Raw genomic sequence first — 20,132 nt, forward strand, 5'->3', positions numbered from 1 at the left:
GACGATTCAGACGCTAGTAAGCTATATAGATAGTAAGAATTAGAGTCGTCACTCTATGTTGGAAAGTGCCGTTAAATGCCTATGAAATTAGTTGTTTCTGTAAGCATAAAACCAAGCAGTAGGCACAAGGCATAAGGCGTATTATAATAAAAGATATAAAGTAATAGGAGGAGACAATGTGTATAAAGATCCTGTAAAAGAATCTATATCTTGGATGCGAGTCATCATTTTGACTGTACTAATTGTCTTATTGTCACGGCATTTTCTGTTTGAACCAGTGGCCGTCCATGGGGAATCCATGATGCCTACGTTTGAAGAAAATGATAAAGTCGTGCTAGCCAAAATTTACTCAATCGAAAATTTTGATATGATTGTTTTTACTGCGCCAAATGGCGTAAATTTTATTAAACGGGTAATTGGGGTACCGGGAGATGTTATTTCCATGCAAGATGATCAACTTTATTTGAATGGAAAAGCAGTAACCGAGCCTTATTTAGAAAGAAATTTAAAAGCAGCAAAGCAAATGGGAATGTTACGCTTAACTGAGGATATTAAAGAGTTTACTGTACCGTCAGAAGCTTATTTTGTGTTGGGGGATAATCGCTTGAACAGTACCGATTCTAGAGTTTTAGGGTTTATTTCAGAAAAGAGTGTTGTGGGAGAAGTGAAAGTGCGAATTTCACCACTCGAACATGTGGGGGTTGTCGAATAACCATATTGCATGTGGCGGATTAACAACAAAAGACAGCTCTCTTAAAAAAGAGGAGCTGTCTTTTGTTGTTTAAAATAACTTTAGTTTTTCAATACGGCTGATTGCTTCAACAATACGACTTTCGTCAACAAGTAGTCCAACCCGGACAAAGCCTTCTCCGCCATCACCAAATCCACTACCGGCAGCTACCGCAATATCTACCTTTTCAAGCAAAAAATCAGCAAATTCGATACTCGTAAAACCTTTTGGAATCGGTAACCAAGCAAAGAATGAGCCTTGCGGAGCTGTTATTTCCCAACCAATACGTGCACATTCGGCGACGAGTACGTTTCTGCGTTTTTCATAGAGATTTACTAAATCGTCCACGCATTGCTGATCGGCGTTTAATGCTTCAGCTGCAGCTAGTTGAACCGCAGGGAATAATCCGGCAAATAAATGATCTTGAATTAGGTTTAAGGCTTCAATCATTTTCGGATGCCCCACAGCAAACCCAATACGCCAGCCCGCCATATTATAAGTTTTTGATAAAGTATACATTTCAATACCGACTTCTTTTGCTCCCTCAGACTGCAGAAAGCTAACCGGTTTTTCGCCTTCAAAACCAACAGCGCCGTAAGCAAAGTCATGAACAATAGCAATGTTGTTGTCTTTTGCAAAAGCGACTGTTTCGTCAAAAAAATCTTTGTTCGCTACTGCACCTGTTGGGTTATTTGGGTAGTTTAAATACATTAATTTTGCGCGCGAGCGAACAGAATCCGATAACTCATCAAAGTTTGGCAAATAGCCTTTTTGCGGATCTAGTTTCATCAGTTCAAAATCAATATCCGCTAACGGTGCTCCGGACAAATAATCAGGATAACCTGGGTTAGGCAGTAATAAGAGGTCCTCTGAGTTTAATAATGCTAATGGCAATTCAACCAAACCAATTTTTGTTCCGCACATGATCGCCACTTCTAAGTCAGGATCGATATCTACGTTATACTCGCGTTTATAAAAATCCGCTGCTGCTTGACGTAAAGTTGAAATTCCGCGGAAAGGTGAATACTTGTGAGTTGTTGGATCGGTTACTGCAGTTTGCAAAGCTTTAACGATATGATCGGGTGTCGGCTGATCAGGATTGCCTTGACCAAGATTAATCACATCACGTCCTTCAGCGATAGCTTTGCTTGTTTTTGCAACGAGTAGAGCAAAAAATTGAGTCGGTAAATTTTGCAAGCGGTTAGAAAAGTCCATGTAATTCTCCTTATTTTCGAAATAATTGCACTTCTACTCCGAATCTTATAGAATTTAGAAGAGCTTGTCTACTGGAGGAGAGAATATGAAAATTGCATGTGTTCAGATGGATATTGTATTTGGGGAACCTGAAAAAAACTACCAGCAGGTATTGAACTACTTAACTGAAGCCGCTGAAAACGGGGCAGATACGATTGTTTTGCCTGAAATGTGGAATACAGGTTATGCGCTAACAGAGCTCAACACATTGGCGGACAGCACAAACCGTACAGTAGAGATGTTGAAAAACTTTGCAAAAGAAAAATCGGTAAATATTGTTGGCGGTTCTGTTTCAACAGAGAAAAATAACGGTTTTTACAATACGATGTATGTCGTCAATAAAAAAGGTGAACTTGTTTCCGAATATGATAAAGCACATCGTTTTGGATTGATGGATGAACATATTCATTTAGAAGAAGGCGATTCTCTTGGCACGTTTAAATTGGATAATGTCGTTTATGGCGGCGTTATTTGCTACGATATCCGTTTTCCTGAGTGGATTCGTGCACAAGCATTGAATGATGCGAAGCTTATTTTCGTATCTGCAGAATGGCCAGAACCGCGAATTGATCATTGGCGTACGCTGTTACAAGCTCGTGCGATTGAAAACCAATGCTTTATCGTCGGAGTTAACCGCATTGGCAGGGATCCGAACAACGTCTTTGGTGGCAGCACCATGGTAATTGCTCCGTGGGGAGAAATTCGTTTAGACATGAAAAAAGAAGAAGGCGTAGGTTACGTGGAAATCGATTTGAACGAAGTAGAAGAAGTTCGTAAACGAATTCCGGTATTCGACGATCGCCGCGAGAAATTATACGAAACATTCAAAATTTGATTGACACTCTGAATTTATGTCTGTAATATAAAATTCAATCTAATATAACAACTTATCAAGAGAGACCGAGGGGTAGGCCCTATGACGTCCGGCAACCCCCAATTGGGAAGGTGCCAAGTCCTGCGGAATGTGAAAACATTTCGGAAGATAAGTCGAGAAATTAAAATTTTCGATGTCTCTTTCTTGATGAAAGAGGCATTTTTTTATTGCCGGGGGGAAGCTATGATACAGATTAAGAATTTGACGAAAACTTATACAACAAAGCATGGTACCGTCACCGGAGTGGACAATGTATCACTTGAAGTTGGAAAAGGAGAGATCTTTGGGATTGTTGGTTATTCAGGAGCCGGAAAAAGTTCTCTGATTCGTTGCATCAACTTACTTGAACGACCAAGTTCAGGCAGGATTGTAGTCGATAAAAAAGATTTGACTACGCTAAATGGCGATCAACTGAGAAAAGCGCGATTAAAAATCGGCATGATTTTTCAGCACTTTTATTTGATTAGTCAAAAGACCGTGTATGATAATATCGCTTTTGCACTTCGAGCGGCAGGCACGCCTTCTAAAGAGATTAGAACTCGTGTAGAAGAACTACTGGAGATGGTCGGCTTGGCTGATAAACGGGATGTCTATCCTGCGCAGTTGAGTGGTGGTCAAAAACAACGCGTCGGCATAGCGCGAGCGTTAGCGAACAATCCTGCAGTATTGTTATGTGATGAAGCGACTTCAGCACTCGATCCTAACACAACTTTATCGATTTTGCGGTTATTAAAAGAGATCAATCGGAAATTGAACATTACGATTGTGTTAATCACTCACGAGATGAATGTTGTGAAAGAAATTTGCGATCGCATGGCCATCATGCAAGGGGGGCGTGTGATTGAAGAAGGACGAGTATACGATATTTTTGCGGATCCTCAAAAAGAACTAACGAAAGAATTTATTTCTAGTGTCGTATCCTTTAATGTGCCGATACATATTTTAAAAGAGTTTAAAGGTACTTTAGTAAAAGTCCTGTTTAAAGGAGGCGTAGCCGGTGAAGGTGTTATTTCTGATATGCTCCAGAGCTTTTCAGTAAAAGGTAACTTTTTACACGGGGCCATCGAATATATTCAAGAGCGTCCACTTGGCATCTTTATCATGGAACTAAAAGGCGCTGAAATAGAAATTATGGAGGCACTAAGGTATTTAGAAAATAGGTCAGCAATTGTGGAGGTGATATCGAGTGGACATTGAATGGGGACGAATTATTGAATTGTGGCCAGAAATCCAAACTGCATTTTTCCAAACGTTAATGATGATCGGCATCTCATTATCGGTGTCACTGATTATAGGATTGCCACTCGGAATTTTGCTATTTATAACAGATCGTGGCTTGTTTCTTGAAAATCGACCGGTCAACTCAGTGGTCGGCTTTGTTGTAAACATTGTACGCTCTATTCCATTTATCATTTTGTTAGTAGCACTTATTCCTTTGACGAAATTTATCACAGGGACAACGATCGGCCCGGTTGCGGCTAGTGTTTCTTTGTCGGTTGCAGCGATTCCCTTTTTCGCGCGAATTGTAGAAAACTCACTTCGTGAAATTGATAAAGGGGTAATTGAAGCAGCTATTGCAGTAGGGGCCACACCATGGATGATTATAAAAGACGTTTTACTCCCTGAAGCAAAGGCGAGCATCGTCCAAGGAATTACATTAACGATTATTAGCTTAGTTGCTTATTCAGCTATGGCTGGTGTTGTGGGTGGCGGAGGCATAGGAGATTTAGCCATTCGTTTTGGCTATTACCGATACGATAACACCATCATGATTGTCACAGTCGTCATTTTAATTGTGTTGGTTCAATTGATTCAACAAGCAGGAGACTATACAGCGAAAGCGATAGATAAACGATAAGGGGAGAATGACATGAAAAAATTAGGATTACTCGTAGCAGCAAGTGCATTAGCTTTAGCAGCATGTGGCAGTGAAGAAAACGAAGCAACAACAGGAGAACCATCGAAAGATATTAAACTAGGAGCTACGGCAGGACCTTATAGTGACATGCTTAAACAAGCCATTGTCCCAGGTCTTGAAGAAAAAGGGTATACAGTAGATTTGGTGGAATTCAGTGATTATATTCAACCCAATATTGCGCTTGATGGCGGCGACATCGATGCCAACCTATTCCAGCACACCATTTACTTGGAGAACTTTGAAAAAGAAAATAACATGGATTTGTCAGGATTAATCGTTGTCCCAACAGCGCCAATGGGCATTTACTCAAATCAATTTGATACATTAGATGATATTGAAGATGGGGCAACTATTGCAATTCCAAATGACCCTGTTAATGCGGCTCGTGCTTTGCAGATTCTTGAAGATCAAGGTCTAGTTGAAGTAGATCCAGAAGTAGATGACTTAAAAATTTCAGAAAGAGATGTTATTACGAACAAAAAGAACCTAGTATTCCAGCCAATCGAAGCTGGTCAATTGCCACGTGCAGTTGAAGGATCTGATTTATCCGCTGTTCCTGGAAACTTTGCATTAGCAGCTGAAATGGATCTTTTGGATGCATTGGCACTTGAAAACATGCCAGATCAGTACCGTAATTTAGTGGCGGTTAAAGCAGAAAATGAAGATAGTGAATTGGCGAATGATTTAATAGAAATTGTGGAATCGGAAGAGTTCGAAAAAGTAATCGATGAGAATTTTGAAGGATTCGGTAAACCTCAATGGATGACTGAACAATAATAGTAGCAATAAGCTAAAAAGAGCCGCTCCAGATTTTCTGGAGCGGCTTTCTTCTATATTAATAAAGGCTTTAAGAAATGATTTTCACCATGTGATGAAAAGGCGTCCCAATAATTGTCCACGGTTCAGCAATAGAATACCCGAGGCGTTTATAAAGACGGATAGCACCTTCCTTATCCACGTCGACGTTGAGCGAAAGCTTACTATTCCCACTAGATGATACAAGTTCTTCTGCGTAATCAAGTAGTTTTGAGCCAATTCCTTGTCCTTGATAAGTAGGATCGACTGAAACAGTATCGATATACCATTCATCGGTATGGGCTTCGGGCTCGATTGTTCGCTCATGCCCTTGCTTTTTCAACTGCTCAATCAAATAACGATCTAAATCTTCTGCTTGGTTACCGTGATAAAGAACTAAAATACCTGCAATGTTACCATCTAAAATGGCAACATATGTATAGCGGTAACTATGACGCGTATTTTCTCCACGCACCATACATGCAACTTTTTCACGTACAGCTGCAGGATCTTTTTCTGCGGTCATATGGTTTGCAATTTCACCGATAGCATTGATAATAAGAGGTGCGACTTTTTTTGCATCGCTAGGGAGTGCCTGTCGTATACTGATTTCCAAGGTGGAAACCTCCTTTTATTTGATAAAAAACGGTTTTTCCTGAAATAATGAAGAGTATAATTGAACAGACTCGTATGATGAAGTCCTCTAGTGCTAGTTGAAATTTATCCAACTACTAGTATATCAATGAAGAAGGTTTTAACACAAAGGAGAATTACGAATGAAAAACAATAAATACGTACTCACATATGGAGATGCGTTTGTGGATTATATCGCTACAAACACTACTAACACATCATTTAATCGCCACCTTGGCGGCGCTACAGTAAATGTGGCTGCAGGTGTTAGTCGTTTAGGCATACCTTCAAGTTTTATCACGATCACGGGGGACGATGAGACCTCTACTTTTGTACGCAATGAATTGGTAAGAGAAGGTGTTGATTTAACACACGCAATTACGATGCCGGAAAAAAGAGTCAGTGGCGTCTATATTCATTTGACACCGGAATTTGATCGAGTGTTTGCTTCATATGTGAATGAAACTCCGGACCTTCAAGTGACGGAAAAGCAGTTGAACGCGAAATCTTTTGAGCAAGCTAGTGGCTTTCATTTTTGTTCAGGAACTCTTTTTCATCCAGAGGCGAGGGCGACCACGCGAAAGGCGATTGAACTGTCAAAAGAGCATAATGTTATTTGTTCTTATGACGTGAACATTCGGCCACTGCGCTGGGAGAGCGAAGGACATTGCCGTCAAATTGTTATGAAATTTTTACCTACAGCCGATATCATTAAACTAACAACAGAAGAGCTTGCATTTTTAATGAAAACAGACTCGCTTGAAGAGGGAATTGAACGATTATCCGGCAATGCGATTCCGTTGGTTTTTGTGACCGATGGTGAAAATGGCACTTATGCAGTTTTTCAAGATCAAACAATTCATGTGCCGGTTACCCCTGTGCAACCTGTTGATACGACAGGAGCAGGAGATGCATTTATGGCAGGGATTATTCGCCACGTCTATTTAAACGGATTCCCTACAACGCAACAAGAAGTTATAGAGTGTGCTGACTTTGGTAATCGAATGGGAGCTCTTTGCGCGACGAAAGCAGGCGCTTTAACAGCGATGCCTCGTATTGAAGAAATGACAGACGGGAGAGAAGTGTAATGGCATTGCATAGCTTTCATTTAAAGGCGAATTGGCCAGGTCTTCGTAACGATGTAGGAGAAATTAGAGCAGGTAATTTAAAAACACATATCTCAATTCCACCAGAAATGGATGGCCCAGGAGTCGGTACAAACCCTGACGAGATGCTCTTAGGTGCCGCGGCGACGTGTTACATCATCACACTTGCTGCAATGATGGAGCGTAGTAAATTAGAAAAGCAATCGCTCACCATGGAGTCAGAAGGAATTGTTGAAGTTGAAAAAGGCGTCATTACGTATAAGCGCATTATTCATAAACCTAAATTGGTATTGAAAGGCGACGCTACAGAAAAGGACTTAGCGCTAGCCCAAAAACTAGCAGAAAAAGCCGAAAGTTCATGCATGATTACACGTGCATTAAAAGGCAATGTGGAAATTGAGTTGCAGGCAGATATTCAGAAAGAAAACTAAACGCTTATCATTTACTTCATCCTCTTTTAGAGGATGAAGTTCAGCTTGTAGACGAAAGAATATTTATTCTTTTTTGTATGCATATAAGATTCTCCGCACCCAGTGGACGCTTTCCGCGGACGAATTGCTGAGCCTCCTCGTCGCAAGCTCCTGCGGGGTCTCATCACTTCGTTTTTCCGCTGGAGTCGCCACTTGGTGCTCCGAATCCTGGAGTGAGTAGGGAAAAATCTTTTCATAATTTACTTTTAATATGAAGCGTACTAAAGGATTTCACTTTATTTGTAGCAAGAAGCCTTCAACTGGGCTGGTCCACGAAGACTCCTGTGGGACAGTGAAAGCTGAAGACCCCGCAGGAACGTCAGTGACGAGGAGGCTGAAGCTGAGCCCACGGAAAGCGAAGTGGCCAGCCCGGTTGAAGAGTATGCATCATTATTCAGTTTAATAAGAATTTGTCTACAGTCTGTACTTCATCCTCTTTTAAAGGATGAAGTTTTTTTGTTTGAATTGCTTTGAAAATCCGCTTTTTCTTTACATGAAGTGTGATAGACTACAAATATTAAAAATTCAGTATCTTGTAGGAGTAGGGAATATGAAGAATTTATCGCTTCAAACAAAAATTATACTATTAAGTATGTCATTGATATTATTTGTCACTGTTTTTTTTGGAGGCATTGTTATTTATAACGAAGTGGGTGACACGAAAGGAAGTGTGGGAACGCGTGCACTTGAGACCGCAATCGGTATTTCGGTTATGCCTAGCGTGGTAGAGGCGATGGACGATGAAAATCCAGAAGACACAATCCAACCAATAGCTGAGTACATGAGAGAACAAGTGGGGGCAGAGTTTATTGTGGTGGGGAATATAGATGGAATTCGTTATTCTCACCCTAACCCGACAAAGATTGGCAAAGCTATGGTAGGAGGTGACAATGAACGTGCATTATTAAATGCCGAATTTTATACATCTGAAGCAAAAGGTTCACTCGGACCAAGTTTACGAGGAAAAGCCCCCATTTTTGATGGCAACGGAAATGTAGTCGGACTAGTTTCAGTGGGTTATTTATTAGAAGACGTGCAGCAAATCATCGTTCAAAAAAGCTTAGAGCTTTTAAAATTTGTTTTGCTAGCTTTGGCACTTGGTGTAATCGGTAGTATTCTCCTGGCTAAAAATATTCGAAAAGAAACAATGGGATTAGAGCCCAGGGAAATAGCAGCGATGTATCGAGATCGTGAAGCGTTACTTTCTTCCATTGTTGAAGGGGTAGTGGCTATTGACAATCGGGGAAGAATTACTGAAATCAACCAATCCGCCGAAAAAATGCTGGGACTCACACAAGCTGTTATTAATTGGGATATTGCCGATGTCCTGCCTCATTCTCGAATGAAAGAAGCACTACAACCGGATAAAGTGATGCGCAACGAAGAAATGCTCATTGGCAACAAAGTGCTGATTATTAACCGTACCCAAATTATGCACAAAAACGAAATTGTAGGCGCAGTGTCAACGTTTCGTGAAAAAACTGATATTCAGGAAGTATTGGAAACCTTATCGGAAATTCAGCAATACTCAGAAGGATTGCGTGCTCAAACACATGAATACTCCAATAAACTATATGCAATATCAGGATTACTGCAGCTAGAACAAAAGGACGAAGCCATCGAGTTGATCCAGCAAGAAACTAAGATTCATGAAAATCAGACAAAATATATGCTAGACCATATTAAAGATAAAAAAGTTCAAGCAATCTTATTAGGAAAAATGGGGAAAGCCTCTGAAAATAAAGTCGAGCTACTCATTGACGAAAATAGCTCTTTAGAAGAACTTCCAGAACACTTCGATATTGCAAAGCTGATCCATATTTTAGGGAACTTGATAGACAATGCAATTGAAGAAGTAGTGCAACAACCCGTTAAAGAAGTGTCTTTTTTTGTTACTGATTTAGGCCGTGATTTGGTTATTGAGGTAGAAGATACAGGTCGCGGGATTCCAGCAGAACACATGGAAGACTTATTTAAGCTAGGGTTTTCAACAAAAGTTGGAAAAAAAGATCGAGGATACGGATTGGCAATCGTGCAACAAGCGGTCGAAAAATTACAAGGAACGATAGAAGTCAGTTCAGACTTGCAAAAAGGCACTGTTTTTACAGTCTTTTTACCAAAATAGAAAAAGGAGGAAAAGTTAATGATACAAGTATATATTGCTGAAGATGATTTTCGCGTAGCGAATATCCATGAGCAATTTCTTAAAAAAATCCCCGATGCACAATTGCTTGGCAAAGCTAGCAATTGTCAAGAAACCTTAAAAGCCATACAAGAACATAAAATCGATTTGGTTATATTGGATAATTATATGCCGGATGGATTGGGGATTGATTTGATCGACGACATACGTTCTTTAAGTCCACAAACAGATGTCATATTAGTATCTGCTGAAAACGATAAAGGGTATGTAGAGGAAGCTATACGGAAAGGAGTAAAAGGCATCATCATCAAACCGGCCACATTAGAAAGATTTGTCTCGACAATCATGAACTACATAGAAAGTAAAAAATCACTTCAAAACACACAAGACATTGACCAGCATTTTTTAGATGATTTTTTTGGTGTAAAACTTGTTCAAAAGCCAACAATCGGTGCGAAAGGAATCGACCCTCTCACGTTAGAAAAGGTAAGAGACGTCTTAACAGGAAATACATTAGGCATTACGGCTGAGAAAATGGGCGAACAAATGGGCGCTTCACGAACAACCGCTCGTCGGTACTTAGAACATCTTGTAACGATTGAAGAATGTTACGCGGAATTAGCATACGGAATTGTAGGAAGACCTGAGCGACATTATTACATGAAAAAAGACTGATGTTATACATCAGTCTCAGCTTGTAGAGAAAAGAATTATTATGTTAGTTAACGAATGAATATTCATCTTATCTTATATACTGGATCCTTCGCTCCATGCGGACGCTTTCCGCGGACGAAGTGCTGAGCCTCCTCGTCGCAAGCTCCTGCGGGGTCTCATCCCTTCGTTTTTCCGTAGGAGTCGCCGCATTGCGCTTCGGATCCTTGTGTGATTACTCATTAATCCTCTTGAAAAATAGATTAGCTGGTTACTCTCTCTAATTAGGGCAATATGCTAACAACCGTTCTGGCCACGAAGACTCCTATGGGACAGCGAAAGCTGAAGATCCCGCAGGAATAGCATTGGCCGAAGCCTGCGAGGACAAGCTTTTGCGACGAAGCTAGCGCAGCGATGCAGGAGCATGGGTTTCCAGTGACGAGGAGGCTGAAGCTGAGCCCATGGAAAGCGAAGTGGCTGGAACGGTTGTGGTTATACACAACTATACATTTTCAATAGACTTTGTCTCAGCTTGTAGATAGAAGAGGTATTGGAATAAATTTATTCCAATACCTCTTCTATATTTGTTTCGTCTATAAAAAAGACACTAGTGCTGGCGCGTCCACGGGGTAGACGAAGCAAGAAGACAGGCGGTTTTCCTGGCTCCTTGCGGGAGTCATCCCCAAAGCGACCAGCACGGTTTTGAGACTTTATAAACTTGTGTATGTGGACAACCCAGACTCACTCCTATTTTTCTTTTGTACGCTCTTCATCTATAGAAAATCCTCAAGATTCTTTGACTCGTCTATAAAAAGATAACAGCACGGGTTAAGGCCATCTTAAACTGCATATGTAAATTTTTTCGACAGTAAAGACTGATGCTATTCATCAGTCTTTTTTTGTGTGAACTTTATGAACAAAAAGAACACAAAACTCTTTAAATAGCTTATTTTGCAAACGGTTACATTCTGAAAATTCAAAGTTATACTCAAGTTAATCAAAAAACGAGGGGGAAATCGAATGAAAAAAACAATGCTTACGACAATTTTAGCGGCAAGTGCTTTAGTATTTGCTGGATGTAACTCAGAAGAATCCGCGAATGAAAGTACAGGAGAAAGTGGAGCATTCGAGCCTTCAAAAAATATCGAAATGGTAGCACCGGCTGGAGCTGGTGGCGGCTGGGATACGACAGCTCGTGAAGTGGCAAGAGTTTTTGGTGAAACGGGAATTATTGAAAAGAACATGACCGTCATCAACAAAGAAGGTGGCGGTGGAGCCATTGCTTGGGCATATATTCATGGTCAAGATGACAGTCCTTATAATTTATTCGTTTCTTCGCCACCCTTAATGTTTGTTCCGTTAAATGGGCAGTCTGAGTATGGTCATGAAGATTTTACACCATTAGCAAATATGATTGCAGATTATGGCGCATTTGCAGTAAGTGCAGATAGCGAATGGGAAGACTTAAATGACTTGTTTGATCAAATGAAAGAAGACCCTGAGAGTGTAACGGTCGTAGGAACATCGTCTCCCGGAAGTATGGATCATATGCAATTTGTTCGCATCGCCAAAGCAGCAGGTGTAGATCCAAAGAAAATCAAATATGTATCTGACCAAGACGGTGGAGCATTGACATCGGTATTAAACGGCTCAGTTGATGTATTTTCTACAGGTGTTGGAGAAGTAGTTGAACAAGTGCGTGCTGGAAACATCAAAGTTCTCGGTGTGACAGCTGAAGAACGAATGGAAGGCGAAATTCTTTCAGACTTCCCAACAGCTATCGAACAAGGAATTGATGAAAGCTTTATCAACTGGCGCGGGTTCTTTGGACCGCCAAACATGGATCAGGCGGCAGTAGATTACTACGAAGAAAAATTCAAAGAGTTAAGTGAATCTGAAGAATTTGCTGAAGTGCGTAAAAAGTATGGTTGGAACGAAATGTACTTAAGTTCAGAAGAATACGAGGAATTTTTAAACAATGAATACAAAGAAATTGAAGTGTTATTAGAGGAAATCGGGTTAGGAAACTAAAGAATTTAGAAACCGAATAACAATTATTCGGTTTCTTTCTTTTCAGTATAAAGGAGGCGTTCCACTTGCCGTTAACCATCAATCGAAGAATAGCTTTAATCTTATTTGTAATAGCAGCGATTTATTTGTTTTTAAGCTTTCAATTACCGAATTATCCATATGCACCGGTAGATGCTGATGTGATACCAAAAGGACTAGGCATCTTAATGATTATTTTATCTATTGCTCTCTTTTTCTCTAAAGCTATTGAAACCGAGGCGGAAAAAGAGAAACGCAATATTCCTAAAAAAGAATTATTAGTTTTACTAGCTGTTTTTGCCATGATTTTTCTTTATATTTTATTATTTGAAATCATTGGATTTGTCATTATGACTGCAATTTTTATCTTTTTCTGTTCATGGTTTTTAGGCTATACCAAATGGAAATCCAACATTATTGTTTCAATCTTATTTCCTTTAGGGATGTATGTGATTTTTGTTTTTGCTTTAGGAATTTCGCTACCTAAAGGCATTTTACCAATATAGGAGGTGTGGACTTTATGAATGCTTTTGACGGAATGATAACAGGTTTTCAAGTCGCTTTAAGCTGGGAAGGAATTTTGTTTGTTTTAATCGGTGTTATTGTCGGTACGTTAATCGGCATGATGCCAGGGCTTGGACCCATTAGTGCCATAGCCATTATGATTCCGATTACATATGGAATGGATCCAGCGCCTGCACTTGTCATGATGGCCGGAGTTTATTATGGCGCTGTATTTGGGGGATCGACTTCCTCAATTCTCTTAAATGCTCCTGGGATTTCAGGAACTGTTGCAACAGCTTTTGATGGCTATCCAATGGCGCAACAAGGAAAGGCTGGGAAAGCACTAGCCATTGCTGCGATTGCTTCATTTTTCGGGGGAACGGTTTCTGTTATTATGCTGATGTTGTTAGCCCCAGCCTTATCAAGTGTAGCCATCTCGTTTGGCCCACCTGCCTATTTTGCATTAATGCTTATGGGATTAACTGCCATTTCCAGTTTGTCTGAAGGTTCTACGATAAAAGCGATGATCGCCGCAGTTGCTGGGGTAATGGTCGTTACTATCGGAATTGATCCACAAACTGGGACGCAACGATTTACGTTTGGGAATGTGAATTTGTTTGATGGATTTGACTTTTTAATTATTGCACTTGGTTTGTTTGCCATTGCAGAAGTTTGTATGTTGGTGCTTAATCGGAAAAATCGTAGCTTGAGTGATGATCAAAAACTTGGCAGCTTAAAAGTGACTCGAGCAGATTTGAAAGAAATGAGCGGCCCAATGACCCGTCAATCATTTGTTGGGTTTATCCTCGGCGTACTGCCAGGTGCAGGTGCAACAATCGCTTCATTTATTAGTTATATCTTTGAAAAACGAATTTCAAAAAATCCAGAGGAATTTGGAAAAGGTTCTATAAAAGGGTTAGCCGCTCCAGAAAGTTCAAATAATGCCGCAACAAGTGGCGCATTTGTGCCGTTATTGAGTCTAGGTATTCCAGGTTCTGGGACAACAGCGGTTATGCTTGGTGCATTTCTAGTATTAGGCGTTCAACCGGGTCCACTGTTAATGACGGATCGTCCAGAGATTTTTTGGGGGATTATTGCCAGTATGTATTTAGGAAATATTTTTCTATTGATCTTAAACTTGCCGCTTATTCCTTACTTAGCGAAAATATTGAGTATTCCGAGACCTTTGTTGATTTCATTAGTTATCATGTTCAGTTTGATCGGCGTATATTCGATTAGTTTTAATGTGTTTGATCTTTATATGCTGCTTGTTTTTGGTGCACTTGGATTTGCTATGCGCGTTTTTTCTTTTCCAGCTCCGCCATTTATCTTGGCATTTATCTTAGGGGGAATGATGGAGCAAGCGTTCAGACAATCGATGACAATTTCAAATGGAAACTTAGCAATCTTTGTTAACAGTCCATTGCCATTATCGTTAATTTTGATTGCGCTACTCTCACTAGTTATTCCTGGTCTTCTAAAATGGAGAAGCCGTCGGAAGCTAGCTAACATGTAAGGGGGGACGATGTGGTTCTTTCGAAACTTCGATTTTTGAGCCTGTTTTTTCTGTTGAGTTTGGCGAGTATCTACTATATATATCCCGGTATTGCTTCTGTTTATTCACTGCAGCAGCAATTAACACTGCTATTGTTAGGTATTGCCATCTATTTTTGGACACTCAGTTCATTGCCTATTGCAGCATCGAGCTTTGTGATAATCGGATTAATCTTGATGTTTGATGTGGTAGAGGAGCCGGAAGAAGCTTTCACAGGATTTATTTCAAGTGCTTTGTACTTTATATTAGTACTATCTCTTATTTCCACTGCTTTAGTAACGGCAGGAGTAGATCGAGTGTTTGCGCAAATTATTATGAAATTTAGCAGAGGTGGGTTTCGAGCAATCTTGTTCGGATTGCCTCTGCTTATTTTATGGATGCCTGTTTTTTTGCCGTCAGCTGTGGCGCGATTTCGTATACTCGAGCCAATTATTGAACAACTTAACATTCAGTTTGGCTTTGGACCAGAAAGTCTATTTCGCAAATATTGCATGTACTTAATAGGGATGTTTAACCAAAACTCAACAATGGTAGTGTTTACCGGAGGTGGATTTCCAATTCTGGCCGCACAATTATTGAAGGATTTTGGAAATACTGAAATTTCATGGCTCGGATGGTTTTTACGCATCGCTCCACCACTTTGGATCGCAATGCTAGTTATTAGTTTTAGCGTGTGGTTTTACTTTAAGAGGCAGCGTGACGCTACTGTCGCTACTTATCGGGAAGTTCCTAAAATGAATGATGAAAAATTCCCGCCCCGTTTTTGGTGGGTGATAATACCTTTTGGCATGATGATTATTAGTTGGATTGTTTTAGACCAGGAACAAGTGCCGCTAGTTTTGGCACCGCTCTTGTTAGTAGGATATTATGGAATGCCGATTAATGGGTTAATAACCAATCAAACGATAAGAAACTATGATTGGGAAAGTTTCTTACTAATAGGATCTTCCTTTTCACTTGGTTACGTAATTGAAATGAATGGGACAGCACTCGTGCTCGCTGAACAATTAATGAGCTTTTTACCACAAGGACTTGGAGAGTTTGGCAATTTTATTTTTATTGCTTGTGTTATTTTTGTGTTACGTTTTTTATTTGTCGTACCCTCGACTTCAATGATTATTATTTTTCCTATCATTATGAATTACGCGCGTATTCTTGACTTGTCGATTATAGCGAGTGCATTTTTAGTGATTATGATTATTGGTGGTGTTACAGTATTACCAATTCATTCACCAACAACGTTTTTAGCTTTTCAAAAAAAAGCTCTTTCATTTAAGGAACAAATAATTGTTGGTAGTTATTCAAGCTTTATCATTCTCATCATCGCAATTACATGGGCGGCATTTATTTGGTGAATAGATAAAAGCTTGAACTGAGGTTTCTTATGTTTAACCGATTTTATACGGGGTAGGGTACTTAGAGAGCGAAAAAACACGAGGAGGAACTAAAATATGTTTAATTACACAGTAGATACATCTAAAACAGTGAGCGAGGCCGTTGAAGCTTTAGAAGAAAACTTAAAGGCAGAGAAGTTCGGCGTACTTTGGAATTTTGATTTAACTGCGAAGCTTCAAGAAAAAGGAGAAGATTTCGATACTCCTTATACGATTTTAGAAGTTTGCAATCCGCAAGAAGCAAACCGTGTACTATCCGAAAACTTGATGATTGGCTACTTCCTGCCTTGTAAAATCGTTGTGTACAAAGAAAGCGACAGTGTAAAAATTGGGATGCCGAAACCAACTGCTTTGATTGGCATGGTAGAAGACCAAAACATTAAATCGATTGCAGAAGACATTGAACAACGATTGATCAAATGTATTGACCAGTCTGCGTAATTAGATATGCACATATACACCCGAGCTGGTCTTTATGTTAAAGAGATTTTCTATCGTAAGCTAATGTGTTGACTGCATACCCTAAGGGGTATAAAATAAGGGGTAAGTAAGATATCCTTTATTTTATAAATAGGAGGCATAATCGATATGAAATACGATAAACTTGTTGAAAACCGATTGAAAAGAATAGAAGGCCAGCTACGCGGTGTGATTAAAATGGTTGAGAACGAAGGCGAATGCAGAGACGTTGTTATGCAGCTCTCAGCAGTAAGAAGTGCAGTAGATCGTGCTATTGGAGTAATCGTTAGCGATAACTTAGAATCATGTGTACGTGAAAGTATTGACAAAGGCGAAAGTACTGAAAGCATGGTAAAAGAAGCTGTAGACTTACTCGTAAAGAGCAGATAGAAAATTAATGTTTGACAATCAAAAACATATGCTTTAACATACCCTGTAGGGTATAAAAAAGTGCGGCGTCACTATAAAACGTTATTTTTTTTGAAAAAATAAATACCCCTACGGGTAATTTAAATGGAGGCAATACAATGGCACAAGAGCAAAAGAAAACTACGATCGTATTATTTAGCGGTGACTATGACAAGGCAATGGCGGCTTATATTATTGCCAACGGTGCTGCGGCATACGATCACGAAGTAACAATTTTCCACACATTCTGGGGATTAAATGCATTAAGAAAAGAAAATCCACCAGAGTTGAAAAAAGGTCGTTTAGAAACGATGTTCTCGAAAATGATGCCAAGAGGTGCAGATAAACTTGGTTTATCAAATATGCATTTTGGCGGAATGGGCCCGAAAATGATCAAACAAGTTATGAAAAAACACAATGCATTATCTTTGCCACAATTAATTGAAATGGCAGAAGAACAAGATGTGAAAATGATTGCTTGCACAATGACAATGGATCTTCTAGGACTTCAAAAAGAAGAATTACTTGATGAAATCGAGTATGCAGGAGTTGCAGCTTATCTTGGAGATGCAGAAGACGGGCACGTTAACCTATTCATTTAATTAAATTTAAATATGAAGGGAAAGATGCACAATGGAATGGATTACATGGGTCATAATCGGAGCGGCAGTTCTTTGGTTGGTTTATCGATTCACTACGCCTACTAAAGGAGTTCAGTCGATTTCTACAGAAGAAATGAAATCACAACTAGGTAAAAAAGATAAACAGTATATAGATGTAAGAACGCCAGGTGAGTTCAAAGGAAATCACATTAAAGGCTTTAAAAACATTCCATTGAATGAATTACCGAAACGCATGAATGAACTATCAAAAGATAAAGAAACATTAGTTATTTGCCAAAGCGGGATGCGTAGCAGCAAAGCCAGCCAATTATTGAAAAAAAATGGCTTTACCGCAATTACAAACATTAGAGGCGGAATGAGCAGTTACCGCAGATAAAAGGAGAGATTTATCATGAAAACCATGACAACTCAAGAAGTTCAAGAATTATTGGAAAGTAACCAATCAATTAATTTGATCGATGTTCGTGAAACAGACGAAGTTGCAGCAGGTAAAATTCCAGGTGCGATCAATATTCCTTTAGGAACATTGGAGTCTCGCATGGGCGAACTTGATAAATCACAAGAATACATTATGGTTTGTCGTTCAGGTGGACGCAGTGGTCAAGCAACTAGTTTCCTTGACAGTCAAGGTTACAATGTTACGAACATGGACGGCGGAATGCTGAATTGGAACGGCGAAACAAACTAATTACCTGCTGAAACAACAAGCGGAATATCAAGGAGGAAATTTAATGGTACAGATCGACTTCACATTAGATGCAAAAGGATTGGCATGTCCAATGCCAATCGTAAAAACGAAAAAAACAATGAAAAGTATGGATTCAGGGAAAGTACTAGAAATTCTTGCGACAGATAAAGGATCAACTGCTGATCTTCAAGCATGGGCAAAAAGTTCAGGACATCAATATATTGGGACTGAAACTGAAGGAGACGTTTTACGCCATTTTCTGCGTAAAGATGGTGCAGGATCTCCTGAAGAAACCATTACTATACCTGAAATCGCATTAACTGATTTTGCTCAAAAAGTTGAAACAGATGAAAATCTAACCATTTTAGATGTTCGTGAAAAAGACGAATTTGAAGAAGCTCATATTCCTGGTGCAGTTCATATCGCTTTAGGTGATGTAGAAACGCGCATGGAAGAGTTGGAAAAAGAAGACACAATTTATATAATTTGCCATTCTGGTCGTAGAAGTGGAATTGCAGGAGATTTAATGGCTAAAAAAGGCTTTGATAAACTTTATAACGTAGTACCAGGTATGAGAGATTGGACAGGAAAAACAGTTTAAAAATTTTAACTAATTATATACCCCTGGAGGTAATTTTGTATGACGGTAACAGCAATGACAGCAAGTGAAGTAGCAAAAAAAGTAGTAAACAATCAGCCATTGTTCATCTTAGATGTACGAAATGGCGATGCTTTCTCGGATTGGAAAATTGAAGGCGGCAATATCCAATATTTGAATACACCTTATTTCGATTTATTGGACGGCGTCGAAGAAGTGGTTTCAGAATTGCCAACAGACAGAGACATTTTAGTGGTCTGTGCAAAAGAAGGGTCTTCGGTTATGGTAGCAGAAATGTTGTCAGAAGAAGGCGTTCAAGCAGCTTATCTACAAGGTGGTATGAAAGCTTGGAGTGAGCATCTGGAACCAGTAAAAGTCGGTGAATTGAGCAACGGCGGAGAATTATATCAATTTGTACGTCTTGGCAAAGGTTGCCTTTCTTATATGGTAATCTCTGAAGGAGAAGCCGCTGTAGTTGATGCAACTCGCATGGCAAATATCTTCTTGGACTTCGCGCAGGAAAAAGGCGCAACTATTAAACACGTTTTTGATACACACTTACACGCCGATCACATTTCTGGCGGTCGTGCAATTGCAGAAGCGACAGGTGCAATGTATTACTTGCCACCAAAAGATGCAGAAGGCGTTGTATTTGAATACGCAGCTTTAGAAAATGGGTTAGAAGTGGAAATTGGAAGCTCGAAACTTGAAATTGAAGCTCTTTATTCACCAGGGCACACAATTGGTTCTACTTCGTTTATCGTAGATAGCAAGTACTTGTTGACTGGTGATATTCTTTTCATCGATTCAATTGGACGTCCAGACCTTGCAGGTCTTGCAGAAGACTGGGTAGGCGATTTGAGAGAATCTCTTTACTCGCGTTATCAAGATCTAGCAAACGAACTTATTGTTCTTCCAGCTCATTTCATGATTATTGATGAGTTAAATGAAGACGGCAGTGTGGCTAAAAAACTAGGTGATTTGTTTAAAGAAAACCACGGATTGAATATTTCGGACGAGCAAGAATTCCGTGATATGGTTACAAAAAACTTACCGCCACAGCCGAATGCTTATCAAGACATTCGCAAAACAAATATGGGTCAAATCACACCAGATGAAGAAATACAGCGTGAAATGGAAATTGGACCGAATCGCTGTGCAGTACGTTAAGTAAGAGCTAGACTTTAAGCACACAATTATTTTAGGTGTGAAGCAAATCAGCGAAGATTCTTGTGAATTCGCAGGAAAACAAGGCTGGTTTGTGGAATATCTTAAAGTAG

The 20,132-nt window shown here is 39.7% G+C and carries 22 protein-coding genes and 1 riboswitch; of the genes, 20 read left to right on the forward strand and 2 right to left on the reverse strand.

The features are described from left to right. Positions 1–178 precede the first annotated feature (178 nt). Entirely contained in the window at positions 179–712 is a 534-nt protein-coding gene (gene lepB, locus GPDM_RS13065) for a signal peptidase I (RefSeq protein ID WP_008432063.1), read from the forward strand. A gap of 69 nt (positions 713–781) precedes the next feature. Here the strand turns inward: lepB and GPDM_RS13070 are convergent, their stop codons facing one another. Then, positions 782–1,945, reverse strand: a complete 1,164-nt coding sequence (locus GPDM_RS13070) for a pyridoxal phosphate-dependent aminotransferase (protein WP_008432065.1) — start codon at positions 1,943–1,945, stop codon at positions 782–784. An 85-nt stretch (positions 1,946–2,030) separates the two neighbouring features. Here GPDM_RS13070 and GPDM_RS13075 point away from each other — a divergent pair, with 85 nt between their 5' ends. From GPDM_RS13075 to GPDM_RS13090, 4 genes are all read left to right on the forward strand, one after another. Next, positions 2,031–2,819 (forward strand): carbon-nitrogen family hydrolase, encoded by a 789-nt coding sequence (locus GPDM_RS13075; RefSeq protein WP_008432067.1) that lies wholly within the window; start codon positions 2,031–2,033, stop codon positions 2,817–2,819. A 49-nt stretch (positions 2,820–2,868) separates the two neighbouring features. Then, positions 2,869–2,973, forward strand: a riboswitch (SAM riboswitch). A 68-nt stretch (positions 2,974–3,041) separates the two neighbouring features. Beyond that, on the forward strand, positions 3,042–4,055 hold the full coding sequence (locus tag GPDM_RS13080; RefSeq protein WP_008432069.1) for a methionine ABC transporter ATP-binding protein: 1,014 nt from the start codon (positions 3,042–3,044) through the stop codon (positions 4,053–4,055). After that, on the forward strand, positions 4,045–4,716 hold the full coding sequence (locus GPDM_RS13085; protein ID WP_008432070.1) for a methionine ABC transporter permease: 672 nt from the start codon (positions 4,045–4,047) through the stop codon (positions 4,714–4,716). The genes GPDM_RS13080 and GPDM_RS13085 overlap by 11 nt, the downstream gene beginning before the upstream one ends. Before the next feature lie 12 nt (positions 4,717–4,728). Beyond that, a complete protein-coding gene (locus GPDM_RS13090; RefSeq protein WP_008432072.1) occupies positions 4,729–5,553 on the forward strand; it encodes a MetQ/NlpA family ABC transporter substrate-binding protein in 825 nt (274 codons plus the stop codon). A gap of 70 nt (positions 5,554–5,623) precedes the next feature. Here GPDM_RS13090 and GPDM_RS13095 read toward each other — a convergent pair whose 3' ends face one another. After that, positions 5,624–6,187 (reverse strand): GNAT family N-acetyltransferase, encoded by a 564-nt coding sequence (locus GPDM_RS13095; RefSeq protein ID WP_008432074.1) that lies wholly within the window; start codon positions 6,185–6,187, stop codon positions 5,624–5,626. Between the two features lie 160 nt (positions 6,188–6,347). On the opposite strand from GPDM_RS13095, the gene GPDM_RS13100 reads away from it, so the two are divergent. The 15 genes from GPDM_RS13100 to GPDM_RS13170 all read left to right on the forward strand — a co-directional run bounded on the left by GPDM_RS13100 (position 6,348) and on the right by GPDM_RS13170 (position 20,022). Further along, positions 6,348–7,292, forward strand: a complete 945-nt coding sequence (locus GPDM_RS13100; RefSeq protein WP_008432076.1) for a carbohydrate kinase family protein — start codon at positions 6,348–6,350, stop codon at positions 7,290–7,292. Next, positions 7,292–7,741: an OsmC family protein gene (locus GPDM_RS13105; RefSeq protein WP_008432077.1), complete on the forward strand. Its 450-nt coding sequence runs from the start codon at positions 7,292–7,294 to the stop codon at positions 7,739–7,741. The genes GPDM_RS13100 and GPDM_RS13105 overlap by 1 nt, the downstream gene beginning before the upstream one ends. 589 nt (positions 7,742–8,330) lie before the next feature. Next, positions 8,331–9,905, forward strand: coding sequence for an ATP-binding protein (locus tag GPDM_RS13110; RefSeq protein ID WP_008432078.1), 1,575 nt, complete (start codon positions 8,331–8,333; stop codon positions 9,903–9,905). 18 nt (positions 9,906–9,923) lie between these two features. Continuing rightward, positions 9,924–10,598, forward strand: a complete 675-nt coding sequence (locus GPDM_RS13115; protein WP_008432079.1) for a response regulator — start codon at positions 9,924–9,926, stop codon at positions 10,596–10,598. 996 nt (positions 10,599–11,594) lie between these two features. Then, positions 11,595–12,605, forward strand: coding sequence for a Bug family tripartite tricarboxylate transporter substrate binding protein (locus GPDM_RS13120; protein WP_008432081.1), 1,011 nt, complete (start codon positions 11,595–11,597; stop codon positions 12,603–12,605). A 65-nt stretch (positions 12,606–12,670) separates the two neighbouring features. Next, positions 12,671–13,129, forward strand: a complete 459-nt coding sequence (locus GPDM_RS13125) for a tripartite tricarboxylate transporter TctB family protein (RefSeq protein ID WP_008432083.1) — start codon at positions 12,671–12,673, stop codon at positions 13,127–13,129. Between the two features lie 14 nt (positions 13,130–13,143). Next, positions 13,144–14,643: a tripartite tricarboxylate transporter permease gene (locus tag GPDM_RS13130; RefSeq protein ID WP_008432084.1), complete on the forward strand. Its 1,500-nt coding sequence runs from the start codon at positions 13,144–13,146 to the stop codon at positions 14,641–14,643. Between the two features lie 11 nt (positions 14,644–14,654). Next, positions 14,655–16,037 (forward strand): SLC13 family permease, encoded by a 1,383-nt coding sequence (locus tag GPDM_RS13135; RefSeq protein ID WP_008432086.1) that lies wholly within the window; start codon positions 14,655–14,657, stop codon positions 16,035–16,037. Between the two features lie 96 nt (positions 16,038–16,133). Continuing rightward, entirely contained in the window at positions 16,134–16,517 is a 384-nt protein-coding gene (locus GPDM_RS13140; protein ID WP_008432087.1) for a DUF302 domain-containing protein, read from the forward strand. Between the two features lie 147 nt (positions 16,518–16,664). After that, positions 16,665–16,925 (forward strand): metal-sensitive transcriptional regulator, encoded by a 261-nt coding sequence (locus GPDM_RS13145; RefSeq protein ID WP_008432088.1) that lies wholly within the window; start codon positions 16,665–16,667, stop codon positions 16,923–16,925. Between the two features lie 137 nt (positions 16,926–17,062). Further along, positions 17,063–17,545, forward strand: coding sequence for a DsrE/DsrF/DrsH-like family protein (locus GPDM_RS13150; RefSeq protein WP_008432089.1), 483 nt, complete (start codon positions 17,063–17,065; stop codon positions 17,543–17,545). Between the two features lie 31 nt (positions 17,546–17,576). After that, positions 17,577–17,942 (forward strand): rhodanese-like domain-containing protein, encoded by a 366-nt coding sequence (locus tag GPDM_RS13155; RefSeq protein WP_008432092.1) that lies wholly within the window; start codon positions 17,577–17,579, stop codon positions 17,940–17,942. Between the two features lie 15 nt (positions 17,943–17,957). Further along, entirely contained in the window at positions 17,958–18,254 is a 297-nt protein-coding gene (locus tag GPDM_RS13160) for a rhodanese-like domain-containing protein (RefSeq protein WP_008432093.1), read from the forward strand. Positions 18,255–18,297: 43 nt separating this feature from the next. Further along, a complete protein-coding gene (locus GPDM_RS13165; RefSeq protein ID WP_008432095.1) occupies positions 18,298–18,855 on the forward strand; it encodes a sulfurtransferase TusA family protein in 558 nt (185 codons plus the stop codon). 39 nt (positions 18,856–18,894) lie between these two features. Continuing rightward, complete coding sequence (locus GPDM_RS13170; protein WP_008432097.1) at positions 18,895–20,022, forward strand: MBL fold metallo-hydrolase; 1,128 nt, start codon at positions 18,895–18,897, stop codon at positions 20,020–20,022. Positions 20,023–20,132: the final 110 nt, after the last annotated feature.

The organism is Planococcus donghaensis MPA1U2, from assembly GCF_000189395.1.
Classification (GTDB): domain Bacteria; phylum Bacillota; class Bacilli; order Bacillales_A; family Planococcaceae; genus Planococcus; species Planococcus donghaensis_B.